The 21,495-nt window shown below is 49.8% G+C and carries 18 protein-coding genes and 2 tRNA genes; 7 read left to right on the top strand and 13 right to left on the bottom strand.

What is annotated here, in order from left to right; genetic code table 11:
- Positions 1-5 precede the first annotated feature (5 nt).
- The 5 genes from IE055_RS09130 (at position 6) to IE055_RS09110 (ending at position 4,572) form a co-directional block, all read left to right on the top strand.
- Entirely contained in the window at positions 6-632 is a 627-nt protein-coding gene (locus IE055_RS09130; protein WP_189399997.1) for an RnfABCDGE type electron transport complex subunit B, read from the top strand.
- A gap of 30 nt (positions 633-662) precedes the next feature.
- On the top strand, positions 663-1,301 hold the full coding sequence (nth, locus tag IE055_RS09125; protein ID WP_189399995.1) for an endonuclease III: 639 nt from the start codon (positions 663-665) through the stop codon (positions 1,299-1,301).
- A complete protein-coding gene (locus IE055_RS09120; protein WP_189399993.1) occupies positions 1,294-2,394 on the top strand; it encodes an FIST C-terminal domain-containing protein in 1,101 nt (366 codons plus the stop codon). The genes nth and IE055_RS09120 overlap by 8 nt, the downstream gene beginning before the upstream one ends.
- 93 nt (positions 2,395-2,487) lie before the next feature.
- Positions 2,488-3,540, top strand: a complete 1,053-nt coding sequence (arsS, locus tag IE055_RS09115; protein ID WP_189399991.1) for an arsenosugar biosynthesis radical SAM (seleno)protein ArsS — start codon at positions 2,488-2,490, stop codon at positions 3,538-3,540.
- A gap of 9 nt (positions 3,541-3,549) precedes the next feature.
- A complete protein-coding gene (locus IE055_RS09110) occupies positions 3,550-4,572 on the top strand; it encodes a glycosyltransferase family 2 protein (protein WP_189399990.1) in 1,023 nt (340 codons plus the stop codon).
- A 20-nt stretch (positions 4,573-4,592) separates the two neighbouring features.
- On the opposite strand, the gene IE055_RS09105 is transcribed toward IE055_RS09110, so the two are convergent.
- From IE055_RS09105 to IE055_RS09045, 13 genes are all read right to left on the bottom strand, one after another.
- Positions 4,593-4,847 (bottom strand): accessory factor UbiK family protein, encoded by a 255-nt coding sequence (locus IE055_RS09105; RefSeq protein ID WP_189399988.1) that lies wholly within the window; start codon positions 4,845-4,847, stop codon positions 4,593-4,595.
- Positions 4,848-5,018: 171 nt separating this feature from the next.
- Positions 5,019-7,103 carry a polyribonucleotide nucleotidyltransferase gene (pnp, locus tag IE055_RS09100; RefSeq protein ID WP_189399986.1) on the bottom strand — a complete coding sequence of 695 codons (2,085 nt, stop codon included), beginning with the start codon at positions 7,101-7,103 and terminating at the stop codon, positions 5,019-5,021.
- A 212-nt stretch (positions 7,104-7,315) separates the two neighbouring features.
- The gene (gene rpsO, locus IE055_RS09095) at positions 7,316-7,585 is read right to left on the bottom strand and encodes a 30S ribosomal protein S15 (protein ID WP_189399984.1); all 270 of its coding nucleotides are present in this window, start codon (positions 7,583-7,585) and stop codon (positions 7,316-7,318) included.
- Between the two features lie 166 nt (positions 7,586-7,751).
- A complete protein-coding gene (truB, locus tag IE055_RS09090; RefSeq protein ID WP_229794212.1) occupies positions 7,752-8,645 on the bottom strand; it encodes a tRNA pseudouridine(55) synthase TruB in 894 nt (297 codons plus the stop codon).
- 81 nt (positions 8,646-8,726) lie between these two features.
- On the bottom strand, positions 8,727-9,086 hold the full coding sequence (gene rbfA, locus IE055_RS09085; RefSeq protein ID WP_189399982.1) for a 30S ribosome-binding factor RbfA: 360 nt from the start codon (positions 9,084-9,086) through the stop codon (positions 8,727-8,729).
- Positions 9,087-9,114: 28 nt separating this feature from the next.
- Positions 9,115-11,868, bottom strand: coding sequence for a translation initiation factor IF-2 (gene infB / locus IE055_RS09080; RefSeq protein ID WP_189399980.1), 2,754 nt, complete (start codon positions 11,866-11,868; stop codon positions 9,115-9,117).
- A 57-nt stretch (positions 11,869-11,925) separates the two neighbouring features.
- Positions 11,926-13,449 carry a transcription termination factor NusA gene (gene nusA / locus IE055_RS09075; RefSeq protein ID WP_189399979.1) on the bottom strand — a complete coding sequence of 508 codons (1,524 nt, stop codon included), beginning with the start codon at positions 13,447-13,449 and terminating at the stop codon, positions 11,926-11,928.
- 37 nt (positions 13,450-13,486) lie between these two features.
- Positions 13,487-13,951, bottom strand: a complete 465-nt coding sequence (gene rimP, locus IE055_RS09070) for a ribosome maturation factor RimP (RefSeq protein WP_189399977.1) — start codon at positions 13,949-13,951, stop codon at positions 13,487-13,489.
- A gap of 445 nt (positions 13,952-14,396) precedes the next feature.
- Positions 14,397-14,473, bottom strand: a tRNA-Met gene (locus IE055_RS09065).
- A gap of 175 nt (positions 14,474-14,648) precedes the next feature.
- A tRNA-Ser gene (locus IE055_RS09060) sits at positions 14,649-14,739 on the bottom strand.
- A 114-nt stretch (positions 14,740-14,853) separates the two neighbouring features.
- Positions 14,854-15,855 (bottom strand): glycosyltransferase family 4 protein, encoded by a 1,002-nt coding sequence (locus IE055_RS09055; protein ID WP_189399975.1) that lies wholly within the window; start codon positions 15,853-15,855, stop codon positions 14,854-14,856.
- 15 nt (positions 15,856-15,870) lie between these two features.
- On the bottom strand, positions 15,871-17,616 hold the full coding sequence (locus IE055_RS09050) for a carbamoyltransferase family protein (RefSeq protein WP_189399973.1): 1,746 nt from the start codon (positions 17,614-17,616) through the stop codon (positions 15,871-15,873).
- Between the two features lie 57 nt (positions 17,617-17,673).
- Complete coding sequence (locus tag IE055_RS09045) at positions 17,674-19,074, bottom strand: hypothetical protein (RefSeq protein WP_189399971.1); 1,401 nt, start codon at positions 19,072-19,074, stop codon at positions 17,674-17,676.
- Positions 19,075-19,344: 270 nt separating this feature from the next.
- On the opposite strand from IE055_RS09045, the gene IE055_RS09040 reads away from it, so the two are divergent.
- Together IE055_RS09040 and IE055_RS09035 are read left to right on the top strand one after the other, a co-directional pair.
- On the top strand, positions 19,345-20,208 hold the full coding sequence (locus IE055_RS09040) for an ABC transporter permease (protein ID WP_189399969.1): 864 nt from the start codon (positions 19,345-19,347) through the stop codon (positions 20,206-20,208).
- A gap of 12 nt (positions 20,209-20,220) precedes the next feature.
- Entirely contained in the window at positions 20,221-21,471 is a 1,251-nt protein-coding gene (locus IE055_RS09035) for an ABC transporter ATP-binding protein (protein WP_189399967.1), read from the top strand.
- Positions 21,472-21,495: the final 24 nt, after the last annotated feature.

Genomic DNA, 21,495 nt, shown 5'->3' with positions numbered 1-21,495 from the left:
ACGCCATGCAACGCGACGCAAAAATCAAAGCCATCGACGAATGGTTGCCGCAGACGCAATGTACGCAGTGTAGCTATCCACGCTGCCATGACTACGCCGTCGCTATTGCCGATGGGGATGCCGATATCAATCAATGCCCGCCCGGTGGTGACGTCACCATTCGCGGCCTGGCAAGTCTGCTTGGCAAGATCGGCAAACCGCTCAACCCCAAATTCGGCGTTCACAAGCCCAAACAAGTGGCGGTGATCGACGAGTCGGTCTGCATTGGGTGTGTTATGTGCATCAAAGCCTGCCCAACTGACGCCATTATCGGCAGTGCCAAGCGCATGCATACCGTGATCGAACGTGATTGTACCGGCTGCGAATTGTGTTTAGAGCCCTGCCCGGTAGATTGCATCGATATGGTTGATCAACCACAACAACCCGATCTGACTTGGCGTTGGGAAGATTATTCGCCAACAGCGACAACGCGGGCGCGTCAGCAAACCAACGCCAAACTGGCCCGAGAACAGCAACGCAATCAGGCAAAGAGTTCACTGCGTAAGCTGAAAGAGCTGCGGAAAGAGAAAGGCAGTGAACAGATAAAGATGGATATCGCTGCGGCCATTGCGCGCGTGAAGGCGCGTGATTAGACCGCTAATCAAACATAGTCGCGGATCACAATGAATAAAGAAAAACGGTACGAAATCTTTCGACGTTTTCGCGAACACAACCCTAAACCGGAAACGGAACTCGCCTATTCGAGTAACTTTGAGCTTCTCATATCGGTCATCCTATCGGCTCAAGCCACCGACGTTGGGGTTAACAAAGCCACCGCAAAACTCTATCCGGTTGCCAATACACCCGAGACTATTTACGCGCTTGGGGTTGACGGCCTGAGCAGCTACATCAAAACCATTGGCTTATACAACAGCAAAGCGAAGAACGTCATTGCGGCCTGCAAGCTTTTAATCGACAACCACAACAGCGAAGTACCTGATGATCGTGAGGCGCTTGAAGCACTGCCTGGCGTCGGTCGAAAAACAGCCAACGTGGTACTGAATACCGCGTTCGGACACCCAACCATGGCGGTCGACACACACATATTCCGCGTCGCCAATCGAACTAAAATTGCGCCTGGTAAAACCGTATTAGCGGTGGAAAAAGCACTGCTTAAATTCGTCCCCAAAGAGTTCTTAGTAGATGCACATCACTGGCTGATTTTACACGGACGCTATACCTGTATCGCCCGCAAGCCACGTTGTGGTTCCTGCATCATCGCCGATTTATGCGAATACAAAGAGAAAGTCATCGATGACTGATCAAACTCGCGTCGCCTCTGGCTTCAGTTATGGCGCCACCGCATCGCTCGAACATGCTCGCAATGCGGTCCAACACGCTCTCAACAAAATGCCCGCGTGTACCGTTGGAAGTGTGCTGTTGTTTTTGACGAATGGCTATGCCTACGAACCTCAGCAGGCGATTCGCGAAGCCGCCAAAACCGCTGGCACACCACAAGTATTCGGCTGTTGTGCTAAAGGGCTACTGACCGAAGACGAGTGGATCTTGGATGTCGAAGGCGCCGTAGCGATGGTATTTCCCAGTGAGCTGGGACCGCAACCTCTCTCGATTCTTCAGCAGCAAGGAGTCACTCCGGATCTGTTGCTTACCATCGCAACACCAAACGCCGCGATCATTGCCGTCAACTCAGCTGAGGAGAATCAGTTCGGCGCGATCACCACCGACGAATACGGGGATGGACCCTATTCCGTTTGGACCAGTGGCCGTATCGTCGAACGCGAGTACATGCATGCCGGATTCCCCAATCGCTTACGAAAAGAAGTCCTCGTTTGCGAGGGCATCAAGCCGCTGTCTCCGGCCTTACAGATAAATCGCGCACAAAATCATAGCTTGTATGAAATCGACTTACAGGACGCAAGCGATAATTTATTGTCTTATGTCAACAACGCCGAACCAAATGAGTTTTTTGGTCTGCTGTGCGCTGTGTCCGAGACACCTGATCCAGTGTCTCTCGAGAGAGGGTTTTATCGTTTACACCACGTAATTTCTGTTGATCGCAACAAACAGCTAGTGCGTATTTCCGGTTCTGTAAAGGCGGGCCACTGGCTACGCTGGGTTACCCGGGACGCGGACACGGCTAAGGCCCATACGCAGCAGAAATTCGATGCAGCTAGTTCGCCACCATCTCCCGAGTTCGCACTGATGTTTCCGAACATCAGTCGCGGCGCTGAGTTCTTCAGTGGTGTCGACGAAGACCTACGGGCATTTCAATCCGCCTTCCCAAGTACACCCATGATAGGGTTTTACGGCAACGCCGAAATCGCACCCGGGGCGCAGCTCTCGGGATTGATCCGCCACCACAGCTGCGTGCTTAATCTGTTTTGGGAGCAATGACATCGCGGATTGATCTGCATGCTAATATCGTGTCATCCGGTCTAAATACACAATGTCGGTTAACACGCCTTATCGGGGAATACATCTATCAGTATGAGCAACTCTGTATCTCAAATTCAAATCACCGTGGTCGACGGCCAATTCGTACAAGACGATATTGCGCTAAGCAATGAAGTCAAAATACCTTATTCCGGACCGCATTTTCATAGTGTCCTGAAACAACACGGTTTGAATTTGCGCCACAGCACGCCGAATGAGCTACAAATCAACTTGGGTAAACTGTGCAACCTAGCGTGTCATCACTGTCATGTGGATGCCGGCCCAAAACGCACCGAAATCATGAGTTGGGAAGTCATGCAACGCATTCTCCAATGGGCTGATACTGCGGCAATCAAGAAAGCCGACTTAACCGGAGGTGCGCCGGAATTGAATCCCGATTTCCGCAAATTCTGTGATGCTCTGATCGATCTAGGAATCGAAATCACATCGCGCTGCAACATCACCGTTTTGTTCGAACCTAATCAAAGCGACTTGGCTCAATGGTATGCCGACCGACAAATCCGCTTAGTATGCTCCTTACCCTGCTATACCGAAGACAATGTGGATGCCCAACGCGGTAAAGGCGTATTCGACAAAAGCATCGCTGGGTTACAACAACTAAACGCAGTAGGCTACGGAGTTGATCCAAACTTACGATTGGACCTAGTTTACAATCCGGGCGGCGCATTTTTACCACCACCACAGGACAGCCTAGAAGCAGATTATCGTCGAATGCTGAGAGACAAATTTTCGATTGAGTTCTCCAACCTATTAGCGATCACTAACATTCCAATCAATCGATTCGCTCACGCGCTCTTGCGTGACCAGCAGCTCGAGCCGTATCAACACCTACTGGTTGAGAACTTCAACCCTGAGACAGTGGAACAACTTATGTGTCGGTCTTTGATCAATCTGGACTGGTATGGCCGTATCTACGATTGTGACTTTAATCAAATGCTTGAGTTGCCCATGGGTGGCGGCAAGCCGCGATACCTTTGGGAGCTTGATGTCAACGAAGTGGCAGGCAGCAGCATCGCCACCAATCGCCATTGCTTTGGTTGCACTGCTGGTGCCGGGAGTAGTTGCGGTGGCGTCTTGGCCGACTAAGCAAAACGAGTGCACAACTCAGGTATCAGCGTGGTCATGCCGGTGTATAACGCCGGCCGATATCTTCAAACTGCCGTTGACAGCATTCTGCAACAATCCCACCCTTTGCTAGAGCTGATCATCGTCGATGACGGCTCTACCGATCAAGCGATTGCGCATTTAGACACTGACGACCGCGTGCGTTGTGTTGATTCACCAAGTAAAGGCATTGTTCCGGCGCTAAATCAAGGAATCGCATTAGCAAAATACCCGTACATCGCACGTATGGATGGTGACGATATTGCCGCACCACGTCGGCTCGCAACGCAACTGGCTTACTTACACCACAACCCTAAGATAGCCATTGCTGGCGCTAAAGTGGCCCTGTTCGCCGATACCGGGAAACTAGGTGGCGGGTACCGTCATTACCAATCATGGATCAATCAACAATGTACACCGCACGCCATCGAGCGCAACATGTTTGTTGAAAGTTGCATACCACATCCAACGGCGATGTTTCACCGCGATGTCATTGACGCACTGGGAGGCTACCATGACACACCGTGGCCTGAGGACTATGACCTTTGGTGTCGCGCGCATCTGCGTGGTTTTCGATTCGGCAAACCTGATGCAGAAGCATTGTTGCAATGGCGCGACTACCCCGAACGAACTTCTCGTGCCCAATCACGTTACAACAAGTCTCAGTTTCTGGCGTGTAAAGCACACTACTTAAGCCAATACCTTCAGCAGATAGGTCAAGAAGAGTGCGTGATCTGGGGTACTGGTCCAACCGGGCTAAAGTTACACGACCTACTGGAACATGCTGGCGTCCATGTGCGCCAATTTATTGATGTAAACCCGAAACTGCAAAACCGCCGCAAACGGGGCAAACCAATATGGGTAATCAACGAACCACTGAAATCGCATGACCTAGAATCGCTGCAACCCTATACCGTGGTCGCGGTGGCCGCACGTGGTGCGCGCGAAAAAATCCACATCGCTCTTACATCGGCGGGGCAAACTGAACTCAGACATTTCCTGTTTGCCGCCTGAACGATGATGCATACGTGCAGCTACATACCGAGTTTCTTTTCCAACTCAGAAATTACCTTTTCCATTTCATCAACTTTAGCACGTGTGCGCTGCAACACTTCTTTCTGTGTATCCAGTTCTTCACGCGTTACAACGTCAAGGTCACTAATGACTTCTTGAATCGCGGCACGGACATTCTCGCGCAGGTCGGTACTTAAGGTATCCGGCACGGCGGCTTTCGCGGTTTGCATAATACGCTGGATGATGTCTGAGGCGGCGTTCGGGATATCGGTCATAGACGTTCAATTAGGTTGAACAATAATGGCCGTATTGTGTTCTCAGCACCGCCGCATGTCTAGCGAATATTGGTAATTTGCGGTTGCTAGCACCATCGAAAAATGCCCACCACATTTTACAAGCCCAAAAAAAGGCCCGCCGCAGCGAGCCTTTTTTAGACAAGTTGGGAGCTAGTTGCTCTCAACCGCCTTCATAGACAGACGTACGCGGCCCTGTTTGTCGACCTCAAGCACCTTAACGGTAACTTCGTCGCCCTCTGACAAGTGATCCGATACGTTCTCGACACGCTCATTTGAGATTTGTGAGATGTGAACCAAACCGTCTTTACCTGGCAATACGTTTACAAACGCACCAAATTCCATGATTTTGACGACCTTGCCTTTGTATACGCGATCGACTTCGATGTCCGCGGTAATCTCTTCAATACGACGACGTGCTTCAGCACCAGCAGCACCGTCCACCGACGCCACGTTGACGGTACCATCATCTTCCAGATCAATGGTTGCACCGGTCTCTTCGCACAATGCGCGAATCACCGCACCACCCTTGCCGATTACATCACGGATTTTATCTGGGTTAATCTTGAAAGTGATAATACGTGGCGCATGGTCTGACATCTCAGCGCGAGGTTCAGAGATCACTTTATTCATTTCCCCAAGGATGTGAATACGTGCCTCCTTCGCTTGCGACAAAGCTTGCGTCATGATTTCTTCAGTAATGCCATCAATTTTGATGTCCATTTGCAACGCGGTGATTCCAGCTGGGGTACCCGCTACTTTGAAGTCCATGTCGCCCAGGTGGTCTTCATCACCCAGAATGTCAGTCAATACAGCAAAGTTATCGCCCTCTTTAATCAGCCCCATTGCGATACCCGCAACAGGGGCCTTGATTGGCACACCGGCATCCATCATGGCCAAAGAAGAACCACAAACCGATGCCATTGAACTGGAACCGTTTGACTCAGTGATCTCAGATACAACTCGAATCACATAAGGGAACTCTTCCGCACTTGGCAGCACTGCGGCAACACCGCGGCGTGCTAATCGGCCATGACCAATTTCACGACGCTTGGGCGAGCCCACACGACCCGTTTCACCAACCGAATACGGTGGAAAATTGTAATGCAGCATAAAACGGTCTGTGATATCACCTTCCAACGCATCAATACGTTGTGCATCGCGCTCTGTACCTAAGGTGGCCGCAACCACTGCTTGCGTTTCACCACGCGTGAACAATGCCGAACCGTGTGTTCGAGGCCAGACGCCGGTGCGCACAGCAATCGGGCGTACCGTCGTGGTATCACGACCATCGATTCGTTTCTCACCGGCAATGATACGACCACGCACGATGTCTTTTTCCAGGTCTTTGAATGCCGTGTTAACCGCATCAATTTCGGCTACTGTGGAGTCGTCGTTGACTAAGGCTGCTAACACATCGCTGTGCGCAGCTGAAATCTTCGCCACACGATCAACCTTGCTGGCGGTTGAGAAAGCATCTTCCAGAGCCGCTTTGGCGATCTCTGACACTTTCTGACTGACCGATGCGTCCTCTGCAGGCGGGGTCCACTCTTTCATTGGCTTAGCCACTTCGGCCGCCAGCTCTTTGATTGCGTTAATCGCTTTTTGAGACTCTTGGTGACCAAACATCACCGCACCAAGCATGACATCTTCTGACAATATGTTTGCCTCTGACTCAACCATTAAGACTGCGTCTTGCGTACCCGCAACCACCAGATCCAAATCAGATGCCTCGAGCTGTTCCATCGTTGGGTTCAACACGTACTCATTGTTGATGTAACCAACACGCGCAGCGCCTACCGGACCATTAAATGGAATGCCGGAGGTAGCCAGAGCCGCAGATGCACCGACAAGCGACACCACTTCTGTATCGATATTTGGGTCAATCGAAACAATGGTGATCACGACTTGTACGTCGTAACCGAAACCTTTCGGAAACAATGGGCGCAGTGGACGGTCGATCAATCGACAGGTCAGAATTGCCTTTTCAGAAGGACGACCTTCGCGGCGAAAAAAGCCACCTGGAATTTTACCAGCGGCGTACGTGCGCTCCTCAACATCAATTGTGAGGGGCATGAAATCTTTTGGCTCACCGGAAATTTTATTAACTACCGTGACCATGACTGTGGTATCGCCACAGCTTGCGATGATGGCCGAATCGGCCTGGCGAGCAATCTCGCCGGTTTCTAATTTGAACTCGTGTTCACCAAATTGAAAGGTTTTCGTTACCTTTGACATACATTATTACCTATAAATATTTATCTTCCCGCACGCCCTATTGCGCTTGGGCTTTCCTACACATTCTGAACCCATAATCTGAGTTGCCGGCAAGGCAGTTGGAATACACACTAAACTGGTTTCCGTTCCTGCACCAGCCAAGCATCCCCAGACTTGAAAGGTCCATAAAACAAAGGCCTCATCATCTGACAAGGCCTTTGCAAAATCGTTGATTACTTACGCAAGCCTAGTCGCTTGATAAGTGATCGATAGCGCTCGACGTCGCTTTTTTTCAAGTAATCGAGTAGTTTTCGACGACTGTTAACCAGACGCAGCAAACCTTGGCGCGAGTGGTGGTCGTGAATGTGCTCTTTGAAGTGTGGCGACAGGTCTTTGATACGTGCAGTTTGCAACGCAATTTGAACCTCTGGCGAACCAGTGTCACCTTCTTTTACTTGGTATTCTGCCACGATGGCAGCTTTGTCAGCGGCGGTTAATGCCATAATAATATCCTCTTCATTCGTTACTAAACACGGATTCCCTGAAGGGTGGAAACCAGTGCACCAAAATCGACAACACGTCGACATGGCGCGTATTCTAACTGTTTGAGCTAAAAAAGCACCACAAAATCACTGAAAACGCGATATTTATCAAAAAATCAATAACTTCCTAATCATATACGAACATTTTGTGCGTCTTCAAAATCCCGTTCGCCAAAACCTCGCCAACTGCAAATAACGCACCGTCTTGCGCAACAAAGCGTGACAACGCTGAGGTGGTCAACTCACCAGCGGACGTTGGTCTACCTTGGCGCAGGCTTTCAATTTGCGCTGCGCTCAGCTGCACACTCGGGAAGTCCTGTAACAACGTATCAATAGGCAACAGGATATCCGCGAGATCTGCCTGTTCGATTTGATCAAGCGACAAGGCATCGCGAACTGAAATACCTTTACTCTCGGTTCTTCGCAGCTCGGTGACATGCGCACCGCAGCCCAGGATCTGCCCCAGGTCGTAGGCAAGAGAACGGATATAAAAACCACTCGAACAATGCACGTCTAGTCTTACGAGATCGTGGTCGAGTCGTTCTGCGTGTAACGCATGCACCGTCATAGTCCGAGACTCACGTTCGATTTCCTCACCTCGTCGAGCCAGCTTATACAATGGTTGACCGTTCTTTTTCAAAGCACTGAACATCGGTGGAACCTGTTGTATCTGGCCGCGAAATTGCTCCAGTGATGCTTGCAGAACCTGGTCAGAGACATTTACCATATGGGTTTCTAACACCTCACCATCGGCGTCCCACGTGTCGGTAATGACACCCAGCTTAATCACTGTCGAGTAGCGCTTATGTGAGTGCAAAAAGTATTCGCAAACCTTAGTTGCTTGACCGAGACAGATTGGCAACAACCCCGTAGCAAGCGGGTCAAGGCTACCGGTATGGCCAGCTTTACGGGCTTGGAATCGACTTTTAACCCGCTGCAGGGCCTTATTTGAACTCATTCCGGTAGGCTTATCCAGCAGGATAACCCCATGAATATCTCGTTTTTTGGATCGATATTGCATGACAATCGCGCGCCTTAATCAGCACTAGGCCGGCTCGCCATATTGGCACCGGAACCGTATTCAGAAAATTAAAACAGAGGCCTAGTCGCGGCTATTCAACGCACGATCGATTAAAGCCGACATTCGCGCGCCTTCAGAAATCGAGTTATCGTAGACAAAGACAAGATTAGGACAGTGCCGCAGGTCAATCACCGACGCCAACGCCCGACGCAAGAATCCGTTCGCATGTTCAACCGCGCCCATTGTATCTTCGATGTCCACCTGATCATCCGCCATCGAGGTCACGTAAATTTTTGCTTGGCGCAAATCTTTTGTAACCTCCACATCGGTGATTGTGAGTGCCGACACGCGAGCATCTTTTACCTCGTTGCGCAGAATGACCGCCAAATGGCGATTGATCATCTGTGCAACACGTTCACTTCTTGCATACTCTTTAGGCATCTCTGATTAACCTGTACCGAACGCCGACCTACAACGTTACTTTGACCTCAGTTTTCTCGAAAATCTCGAGCTGGTCGCCTTCTTTAATGTCATTGTAGTTCACGATACCGATACCGCACTCGGTTCCCATTTTGACCTCTGATACATCGTCTTTAAAACGACGCAGCGAGTCGATATTGCCTTCAAAGATCACCACGCTGTCACGTAAAACACGAACGTGAGCTTTACGTTTAACCACGCCTTCGGTGACGTAACAACCGGCAATGGTACCAATCTTCGGTGCACGGAATACTTCGCGAACTTCCACGTAACCCATGATATCTTCACGAATTTCAGGCTCAAGCAGACCTTCCATCGCCGCTTTTACATCATCAATGACTTCGTAAATGATGCTGTAGTATCGTATTTGCACGTCTTCTTGTTCAGCCAGTTTACGGGCCTGTGCGTCGGCTCGCACATTGAAACCGATAATCACCGCAGATGAAGCCATCGCGAGATTCACATCGGACTCGTTGATGCCACCAACCATACCATGCACAACGCTCACTTTTACTTCATCCGTAGACAGTTTAATCAGCGACTCGGTAAGTGCTTCGATCGAGCCTTGTACGTCGCCCTTAATCAACACATTCACGTTCTTGACGTCGCCCTCGCTCATTTGCGAGAACATGTTTTCTAACTTCGCTGCCTGTTGACGTGCCAGGCGTGCTTCTCGGTCTTTTTGTTGACGGAATTCAGCCGCTTCGCGCGCCTTACGTTCGTCAACGACAACAACCATTTCGTCACCCGCCGCCGGCACACCGCTCAAACCTTGGATTTCGACTGGAGTCGACGGCCCGGCTTCTTTGATTGGCTTACCGGTATCATCGTTCATCGCTCTGATACGGCCAGTTTCCTGCCCAACCAACACGACATCGCCGTATTTTAGAATACCCTGCTGAACCAACACAGTACACACGGCACCACGACCTTTATCCAGACGCGCCTCGACTACCAATCCGGTTGCGTTACCCGATGGGCGAGCTTTAAGTTCTAGCAATTCAGCCTGAACCGCAATCGATTCAAGCAATTCTTCAATACCATCACCGGAGTGTGCCGATACCGGCACCATCATCACATCACCGCCCCAAGATTCAGGTATCACATCTTCGTTAGCCAGTTCTTGCTTAACACGATCGGGATCGGCCGACTCTTTATCCATTTTATTGATCGCAACAATAATGGGCACTTCGGCACTTTTCGCGTGTTTAATTGCTTCGATAGTCTGTGGTTTAACGCCGTCATCGGCAGCAACCACCAAAATAATCAAGTCAGTTGCCTGCGCGCCGCGTGCGCGCATCGCACTGAATGCTTCGTGACCAGGGGTATCCAAGAACGTGATCTGACCGTTACTGGTCTCCACCTGATAGGCACCGATATGTTGAGTAATACCGCCAGCCTCACCATCAGTGACACGCGCTTTGCGAATATAGTCAAGCAATGAGGTTTTACCATGATCAACGTGGCCCATCACGGTCACCACTGGACAGCGTGGCGCGTAGTCGGACTCATTGGTTTCGACCTCCATACTCTCCGACAAAAATACCTCAAGGTCAGTCTGGCGAGCTTCCACCGCGTTGTGCCCCATTTCATCAACCACCAACATCGCAGTGTCTTGATCAAGTGTGTGGTTGATAGTCACCATGGTGCCCATCTTAAATAAGGTTTTAACAACCTCCGCCGCTTTTACTGACATCTGTGCGGCCAAATCAGCAACACTGATGGTTTCGCCAATCTGCACATCGCGAACAACCGGTGCAACAGGTCTCTCAAACGCGTGCTGGTCTGACACGCTGGACTTAATATTGGAGGGACGTCGCTTACCTTTTTGGCGTCGACGACCTGATGTAGATACATGAAGCTCTTCACGACCGGTAAACGGCTTGCGTTTCCCTTTGCTTTTAGTCGATTTTGGTTCAGCTGCCTTGGGCGCAGGCGCCGGTTTCGGGTCTGCTTGTTTAATAATCGGCGACACACGTTTACGATCGCCGGCTTTTCGAATAATCGATGGCATGGCTACTTCCCGACGAGGTCGTGCTGGCTTCTCCTCAGCTTGCGGCTGCTTATCGGCAGGTTTTTCCGCTGCAGGGACATCCGCTTTCTCTATGGACTTCGTAGGTTCTTTACTCTGTTCTTCCTTCGCAGGCTCCTGCTTTACAGGCTGCGTCTTCACCGAATCTTCCGCAGCCTTGGCTTGCGCCTCGACTTTGGATTTGCTTTCTCTTTCCGCTTTTTCTTTCTGTACTCGTTCTTCCGCCTCTTTCTCAGCAGCTGCTTTGGCTTCCGCCTCAGCCTTCTCAGCTTCTTTGCGCTTTTCATCTTCCGCAGCAAGCTTGGCCGCTGCTTCGGCTTCTAATCGAGCTTGCTCGGCATTCGCTTTCTCTTGATCCAATCGCGCCTGCTCGGTAGCTTGACGTTCCGCTTCTTCTTGTTCCAGCACTTCACGTTTGACGAAAGTTCGACGTCGCTTGGTTTGCACCTGCACCGTACGCGCGATACCTGTTTTGCTGGTTTGCTGAATCTCGGACGTGGTTTTTTTCTTCAGAGTAATTTTGCCCCGACCAGTCGGCGCACTCGTAGCCGGGCCACCACGCAAAAATTCGAGCAACTGGCGTTTCTCGTCGTCCTGCAATGAGTCTTCCACCGTTTTACCCGCAACACCGGCGTCGCCGAGCTGCTTCACCAGCCGCTCTGGATCGATTCCAATTTGTTCAGCAAACGCTTTGATAGTAATAGTCGACATACTCTGTTTCTCTAATTAATTTTGGTCGTTGAGGAATTTTAGTTTCGGATTCTGTACTTACGATTCCGCCTCAACATCTTCTTCTGTCTCTGCTTCTTCGAACCATGGACGACGTGCAATCATAATTAGCTCTTGCGCGCGCTCCTCGGTGAGCTCCAGACCTTCGATCTCGAGCAACTCATCTGTGGCCGCCTCAGCTAGGTCTTCCATCGTCTTAATGTTATTAATCGCTAGGAACTTGGCGGTGTTTTCATCCATGGTTTCCATAGATAACAGGTCTTGGGCCGGATCCGCACCTTTGAGCAACTCTTCCTTCTGAATCGCCAAGGTCACCAACGCATCATCAGCACGCTGACGCAACTCATCCACCAGAGCCTCATCAAATTCTTCGATGTCCAGCATTTCATCGCGTGGCACATAGGCTACCTCTTCCAAGCTACTGAAGCCTTCTTGGATCAGAATGGTAGCAACATCAGCATCGATGTCTAGCTTCTGCATGAAGAGTTCACGCACGCCGGAAGACTCTTCTTCGAGCTTTTCATTGGCCTGCTCGAAGGTCATGATATTGATTTCCCAACCTGTTAGCTCACTGGCAAGGCGTACATTTTGACCGCCGCGGCCGATTGATAGCGACAGTTGAGACTCATCAACGATCACGTCCATTGAGGATTTGTCTTCGTCGACCATAATCGATTCGACTTCAGCCGGTGCCAGCGCGTTGATCACAAATTGTGCCGGATCCTCAGACCATTTAATGATATCAACACGTTCGCCATTGATCTCGTTAGAAACGCTTTGTACCCGCGAGCCTCGAATACCAACGCAAGCACCAACCGGATCGACTTTGCTGTCGTTCGATTTCACCGCGATCTTGGCACGCAAGCCTGGGTCACGTGCGGCACCAACTATTTCAATTATATTTTCACTTGCTTCTGGCACCTCAGTGCGGAATAGCGCAAGCACCAACTTTGGTGTTACACGGTCTAACACCAATTGGGGGCCGCGGTTATTTTGCTTTACTTCACTCAGAATCGCACGCACACGATCGCCTGGACGCAAAGCTTCGCGTTGAATCGTGCGGTTACGCGGCAAGATTGCTTCAATGCCACCCAAGTCAATAATCGTATCACCGCGCTCCTGACGCTTAACCACGCCGGAAAGCATCTCATCGATACGCGGTTCATATTCTTCACTAATCTTATTGCGTTCGGCTTCACGCACCTTTTGCATGATGACTTGTTTGGCCGCCTGCGCTGCTATCCGGCCAAATGGTACCGCTTCCAGCTCTTCCTTTACAAAATCACCGACTTCAAGGTCTGGATCATGCTCTTTAGCCGCGCTGACACAGATTTGCTTGGAAGGAAACTCCAACTCTGCATCGTCTTCGATGACTTCCCAAACGCGGTAAGGAATATAAGAGCCGTCTTTGCGATTGATAACACAGTGCACATCAATATCTTCACGATGACGCTTGCGAGTAGCGGTTGCCAAAGCGGCTTCGATTGCCTCAAAAATAACGTCTTTTTCAACCGCCTTTTCAGTAGACAGCACTTCTGCCATCATTAAAATTTCGCTTGCCATGAGTCTAGCTCTCTATATGTAAATAAAGTAAATAGTGTTAAATATCAAAGTTATAGACGGGCACTAATCGCGCACGATCCATCTCAGTGTATAAAAGTTCAGTTTGTTCGCCGTCAACCTCAACAACCACAAACTCGTCAGTTGCCTCGACCAACTCGCCGGTAAACCGACGACGGCCATTTACCAGCGTATTCATACGAATTTTGACGTCTTGACCAACCACGGCCTTAAAATGCAACGGTTTGGCTAATGGCCGATCCATACCCGGTGATGAAACTTCTAAGGTATAGCGATTGCTGATGGGGTCTTCAACATCCAAAATCGCACTAAACTGACGGCTTGCTTTAGCACAGTCGGTCACCGTGACGCCGCTCGGGGTATCGATATAAATCCGCAGAATAGATGTGTCACCACCACTCATCTCGACGGCCACGAGCTCATAACCTAACGCCTGCGCACCAGGTTGAAGCAACTCTTCGATGTGTGGAACTGTCAGTGCCATTTAATTAAAACCTATTCAAATTTCAAACAAAAAAAGGCGAGCATTGCTCACCTTGTATCAAAACCAAGCTCGCCAGCTGGCTTTCTTTCTACCGCAAAGTGTGTTCGCAATTCTGCCCTACAAAAGTACCGCAAACTGCGGGAAAGGCGATTAGAACGAACCAGAGTTAAAAGCTTAATTCACAATAAACTCGCTATTAAGATACTTTACTGACCGCGCTTCGAAAACAAGATGTCAACTATACACCTTACAATCATATTCAAACGGCCTGCGATAAAAACACAAAACCCCGCAAACGCGGGGCTTCCAGTGAGCTTGGGCAATTCAACAGAAAGCAAATCGGTTGTACTCCCAAACAATATGGTTGCAGTGGATAAATTTTCAATCACCGCGATATCCAGAGAAAAACACAATCGAGCAGTTAATTGCATTCTCATGAATCACTTGGTAGCGGGGGCAGGATTTGAACCTACGACCTTCGGGTTATGAGCCCGACGAGCTGCCAGACTGCTCCACCCCGCAACATCAAGTGGAGGCGTATATTAAACAAAATGAATTGTTATTACAACACCTATTTTTGGTGGTTTAGTGCTGAAAATATCAAACAAATAATCCACACAACACGATTCTGGAGTCACATCAAATTTCAAAAAAAACCTCTGAAAATCCAGGGATATTTCAGAGACTGGGTAAGTGATGGCGGAGAGGGTGGGATTTGAACCCACGAAGGGCTATTAACCCTTGCCGGTTTTCAAGACCGGTGCATTCAGCCGCTCTGCCACCTCTCCAAACTTACTGCATGCGATGTGCTCGCTGAATCGAGGGCGAATATTAACCGACACAGCTGTGCATGACAATGGCTTTTTTTAACTAATTTCACCTATCCAGCACTCCCCTCGCCGCTATGCCTTACGGCCAGTGTATTGATAAAGCGCAACCAAATAAAGAATGAACATTATTAGGAACACCAGCAAAATATGGTTATCTGCCACTCCGGTTTTGAACATCCAAGCGCCGAATCCTCCGCACACGGTCTGCACTACGACCACCAATATCAACGTTTGATTTACCGATAAACCTCGATCCAGAATTAAGTGGTGATAATGCACTCGATCCGCGTCAAACGGAGATCGACCTCGAAGCGGACGGACAATCAACACGGACACGGCATCAATCAACGGCAACGCCAAAACCCATAAAGCCACCACGGGCGGAAAACCGGCACTCTGTTGCGACGCATTTATTAGCAAATACGCCAACAACAAACCAATCATGGTCGAGCCAGCATCACCCATAAAGACCTTGGCCCGCGCCCTCCCAATCCGCAAGTTGAGCACGAGAAAGCCCGACACGCTGGCGATGGCAATCCAGATCAAAGTCACATCCGTCTTCGTGAGAAGCAGCAATACTCCCAACGAGATTATGACCAATGAACCAGCCAGGCCATCCATACCATCGGACATATTAGTCGCGTTAATCACGCCAATGACTGCGAATATCGTCATTGGCATGGACCACGGGCCGAGCACAACCTCATACTTGGTTGAAACCAGAAAACCGAGCGACTCTAACCGAACACCAGTCAACTTGATCATCAAGTATGCGACGCCCCCCTGAACCAACAATCGAAGCCAGGACGGTAGCGTAATTCGGTCGTCTAACATACCGACTAGACATAAGATTGCCAAGCATGAGAGAAGACCCAAATCTGCTGGCGACCAACACAGCACGCCTAACGCCAACCCAGCAAAAACGCCCAAACCGCCAACCATCGGTGTTGGCGCCGTATGCTGGCGGTGCTCACCCGGGACGGCAACCAAGCCAAACCGGAATGCAAAGCGTACCAGCAAACCGGTCACAAACAGCGCCGTGAGAAAAACCAGACTTAAATTTACCCAACCCAACGTGACCCTCTCTAACTATGGTTTTCTTGTTATTAACTGTGACCCCAACACCAGCACATCCATATTCGTGCGTAAAAAGCAGTCAAGCGCCTCACTCGGCGTACAGACGACCGGCTCATTCTCGTTAAAAGAAGTGTTCAATAACATCGGCACTTGCGTCTTATTAAAGAACGCTTCGATCAGTTGATGATAAGCCGCATTCTGCGCCTTGCTCACTGTCTGCAGACGACCAGACCCATCCACATGTGTAATCGCAGGTACTTTAGATTGCTGATCGGCTTTGATTTGAAACACTTTCATCATAAATGGTACATCCGCATCCGATTCAAACCAATCCGCGACATGCTCGCGCAGCACCGACGGCGCAAATGGGCGAAATGACTCACGGCGCTTAATCTTCAAATTCAGGATATCTTTCATATCAGCACGCCGAGGATCACCAAGAATAGAGCGATTCCCGAGCGCTCTCGGCCCCCATTCCATGGCACCTTGGAACCAGCCAATCACTTTACCCTCGATGATCGCGTCAGATACTCTGTCAGCCAGAACCGATGCGTCTAGATCGTGTTGCACTTCACACTGTGCTGCCGCCAACTCAGATGCATGATCACCCAGTAGCTGCTTGATTTCAGAGGCGTCAAATGATGGCCCCCAGTAGGAATGCGCCATATGAAAGCGTGTGGACACACCATGGCGCTGACCTGCTACCACCGCAGCACCAATCGCACCGCCGGCATCGCCGGCGGCGCTTTGCACATACACCTGTGTGTAGGGAGTGCGCAAATGAATTTTCCCATTAGCAACGGAGTTCATGCCGCAACCACCAGCCACCGTAACGGCATCCAGTTGGTGCTGATCGTGCATATGATTGAGCATATGAAAGAATGCTCTTTCGTAGGCGTCTTGCACAGAGCGCGCGAGGTCGCGGTGAAACTGGGTTATTTCCTGACCTTTTTCACGTGCCGTGCCGAGCAATGATTCAAGCGGCGGCGCATACAAACGACTCACCTGGGGGCTACCACCGTCCCACTCATAGCCAATTGGTTGCTTGTGATGTAGAAAATAATTGAGGTCCAACGTAAACAACCCATCGCGAGTGTGCTGCAGAATACGATCCATTTCCGCCGCATAAACTGGCTCACCATATGGCGCTAGTCCCATCACTTTGTATTCGTCTCCATAATGATAAAAACCAAGATATTGCGTCATGGCCTGATAGAAGATCCCCAGTGAGTGCGGAAAATACACGCGATGCTCGAGCTTGAGGTTAGCACCATGCCCAACACCAGTTGCGGCACTGGCGAAGTCGCCAAACCCATCGACAGATATAATGCTCGCTTGCTCAAACGGTGAAACTGAATACGCGGAAGCAAAATGCGCCAAATGGTGCTCTACGTAGTCAACTTGGCCTGAAAAGCGCTGACCTGGAAACGCCTCTCGAAGAAATTCGTCGATACTTTTGCGTTTCCTTCTGACCAATACTTTTTCTTTCACCAATGCCATCGAGGACTGGCCAGACAACACGAAGCCAACCTTCTTCCAGCGTGCTGCTTTGGGATCGGTATTGATCGCGATGACATCGATGTCACTCAGACTCAAGTCTGCCTGAGCGAGGCAAAACCGGATGGACTCACTCGGAAACCCCGCCCAATGTTTTATCCGCCGAAACCGCTCTTCTTCCGCCGCCGCAATCATGCGACCCTCTACAAACAAACAGGCTGAGGAATCGCCATGGAATGCGTTTAAACCAATAATGTTCATACTGCAAGCAATGCCCCACCCAGGCTTATCATTAAATCAATCGTAGCCACCTTCAATTCACCTCTGCACAGAGAGATTTCGTAGCCCCTCTAGTTCCGTTGAGTTAACAATCATCCTAGGGATTGCCAACAAGATACCTGCGAACGTGCCGAGCATAATTAGTATAAAGATATCTCCATAGAGCTGCGTTGCCACCGAAAAAGTTAAGAAGTTGGCAAACAGTAGCACCACCACCCCCAACGCGAAACCTAACCAGCGCGGTTCGGAGGATTGAGCAGCTGCAAGTTTTAATATTCGAATCACATAGCGAAAACCACTTAACCCGAGCCAAGCCAGTATAATCAAACCTGGCAGCCCAAGCTCGACCATAATTTTACCCAAACCGCCTTCACTGGACCCGCCAGCAACATTTGCCGCGCCAAAATAGCCAGCGCCTTGTGAACCAATGCCCAGCCCTCCGCCGAGTAGGCCAACACGGTTATATGCCCAATAGATCGGATTAATGCCAATTTCCATAAAACGACCAGATGCATCCGAGTATACCGTCGTACCCCTCGCAATATAGTTGTTAATCGACTCACCATATCCGCCGGGAAAAACAATTTCGACAGCCAGCCAGCCCGCAAGCGCGATAACCAGCCCTGTAAACACATAACCGAGCGCGACGCCACGCCGAAAATAGGCGATACCAAACACGTAAAACAACACGAACAGACTAAAAAACATAAACATCTTTCGTCTTCCAGTCAGAAAAACTGCAATCATCAAAGCGACCACACAAATTGCGACGATGGTATTCGAGCCACGTTTCAATGCAGTGAAGAACAGTATCAGCAGCAAACAAGCGGCCGTCGCAACGTGCCAGGCAGCAATCTCGCCGGTGCGCATAATGCCCGAATGTGACTCAAGGATTGTGCCCATATCGTAGATTTTCAGACCAGCACCAACCTCATTAAAGATCGTCCAACGCACACCTTGAAACGACATCATAATGGTGATTGCAACCACAATCCCAATCACGACATAAAGCCGAAACAAACTGCGCACCTTCTCCATGTCTGTGGCCCAGAAATAACCAAATATAACGGCGAGAAATGGTGCTCCATACGATAACAGGCCGATCAAACTAACGGTCGGATTACCATATCGAAAAAAAGAATGAAAAAACTGCAAAACTAGCAGAATGAGAAAAAGTATGAGCGGTGTGCGAATCCCAACCGTCCACCGCAGAAATGGCTCGGTCAATGCGGTCCGCCCCTTTCGAACTAACAACGACGTTAACCCAACCGCGAACACAGCACCCACCATCACAATAAACACCCGAGGTTCGCCGGCGATTAATTTACGAAAAATATCCTGGGTGAAGCCAATAAGCAGCACGGCCCCCATCGTTTTGCGCCAATCTAGGAATGACAACAAACAGGCACCGGTAAACAATAGTGTGAATAATCCCCACATTTATGGTAGTTTTCGGTCGAATGGGGAGTTTGGAATAAGACGCATCGAAGAAGACGAAGAGTTATTCAGCAGCAGCCCCGAGTGTACACGAGAGGGTCAACATTAGAAATGAAGAATTGCCACTACCGGTCCTCGAGACGCCGCCTTTCAGCTTTACTGATTGACCTTGTATTCACTCCGACTTTCACGACACGACCCAACTAACAGTCCATATCAAAGCCAAAATAAAGTGTGTGTCGTCAAACAGCCGCGACCAGACGACTATCTACTATGCAAAATCCCAAGAAAGCCAGCGCCGATGACTGGGATCAGATCATCGAACCACATGACAAGCTGCTAAATCTGAAGCTTGGTGAATTATGGCGCTATCGTGACTTAATTTATTTGTTCGTGCGACGAGACTTCGTGGCTCAGTACAAACAAACAATTCTTGGGCCCACCTGGCATATTCTACAACCATTGCTGACAACCATCGTGTTTACCATCGTGTTTGGTCGTATCGCGAAGATGCCGACAGACGGTGTCCCTCCTTTTGTGTTCTTCTTAAGTGGCACCGTAATTTGGACCTACTTTGCAAATGTTATCACCGACACATCCGTGACATTTTCAAAGAACGCCCACGTTTTTGGCAAAGTCTACTTTCCGCGATTAGTGACACCGATCGCAACCACCCTTTCAAAATTAATCGCGTTTGCGATACAGTTTTTGTTTTTTATCGCCTATCTTGCGTACCTTAAACTCACCGGCGTATCAATTTCACCCAACTTATGGGTATTCGCGACACCAGCTCTGTTACTTGCATTGGCGATGCTGGCGTTGAGTTGCGGCCTGCTAATTACAGCCATGACAACGCGCTACCAAGATTTGGCGGTTTTAGTCAGTTTTGGCGTGCAACTCGCAATGTACGCCAGTCCGGTAATCTATCCGATTTCATCGCTGCCGGAAAAATGGCAGTTCTGGGCGAACCTTAACCCGATTGCTCCAATCCTGGAGTGTTTCCGCTACGCGTTTTTGGGTGTAGGCCAATTTCAACCGCAACAATTGATTTACAGCGGTATCGTTATCAGCCTTATGTTCATGTTCAGCGCAATTGTTTTCAGTCGTGTCGAACGCACGTTTGCTGACACTATTTAACACCCTATCAACATGGCTAACACCGTAATCAAAGTCGAACACCTATCAAAGTATTATCGCCTAGGGTTAATCGGCGCTGGTACGTTACGCGAAGATGTCAGCCGGATGATGAGCCGTTTACGCGGCAAGACGGATCCGCTTGACCCCATACACGGCCATATGACTGGGCGCGACCAAGGTGAAATATGGGCGCTGAATGACGTTAACTTTGAGGTAAGCCAAGGCGAAATTCTTGGCATCATCGGAAAAAATGGCGCCGGTAAAAGCACGTTATTGAAAGTGCTGTCTCGGATCACCGCTCCCACCAGCGGTCGCATCAAAATGAAAGGTCGGGTTGGCAGTCTATTAGAAGTAGGCACGGGATTTCACGAAGAACTCACTGGACGTGAAAATGTCTACCTAAACGGTGCGATTCTCGGAATGACTCGACAAGAGGTCAGTAGCAAATTGGATGAAATCATCGAGTTCGCTGAGATGGCTCAGTTCATCGACACCCCAGTCAAGCGTTACTCGTCTGGCATGCGCGTGCGACTGGCCTTTTCAGTGGCCGCGCACTTGGAGCCTGAAATCTTAATCATTGATGAAGTATTGGCCGTCGGCGACATCGAATTCCAAAACAAGTGCATTGGTAAAATGGAGTCCGTAGCGGGTCATGGCCGCACTGTATTGTTTGTAAGTCACAATATGAATATTGTTCAGAATCTGTGTACCCGCGGCATCATCATCGACCATGGCAGCGTGGGGTTTGACGGCGGAATTCAGGAAGCGACAAACCTGTACATGACCAATCACGGCGAGGCTCTTGATATCTCGAAGGAAAAATTCCGTGGTGTGATCCAGAATAAGATTCGCTTTACTCATCTAACGGTAAACGGCCATGATTTGGCTGCTCGCGTTGGTGTCAACCCATCACAACCGATCACAATCTCCCTGTCTGGCATCAACCAGGCCTTGATTAAAGATGCCGAAATATTCATCGCCCTGTTTTGCGACGGCTATCGACTGGCAACCATGTTCGACCAGGAAACCACCACGCCGTTGATAGAAGGCGAATTCACTTCCACCTTTGTGATTCCGCCAAATTTGCTCCAACCTGGCCAATACGCTCTCAAAATCGGCGCACAAAGCCCTCGGCTCAAGGAGTGGATGATTAGCGACTTTATCGGCGGTTTCGAAGTGTCAGCGCAGTGGGATGCACTGGTTCAGGAACGCAAAGTCGGTAGTATCAACATCACCAACTCAGCAGGCAAACGCACTCAGTAACCTGACCGCCGCAAGCAACAGTGT

Source organism: Arenicella chitinivorans (genome assembly GCF_014651515.1).
Taxonomy (GTDB): Bacteria; Pseudomonadota; Gammaproteobacteria; order Arenicellales; family Arenicellaceae; genus Arenicella; species Arenicella chitinivorans.
Note: the sequence above shows the minus strand (reverse complement) of the source record. Positions and strands in the feature narration are given on the sequence as shown.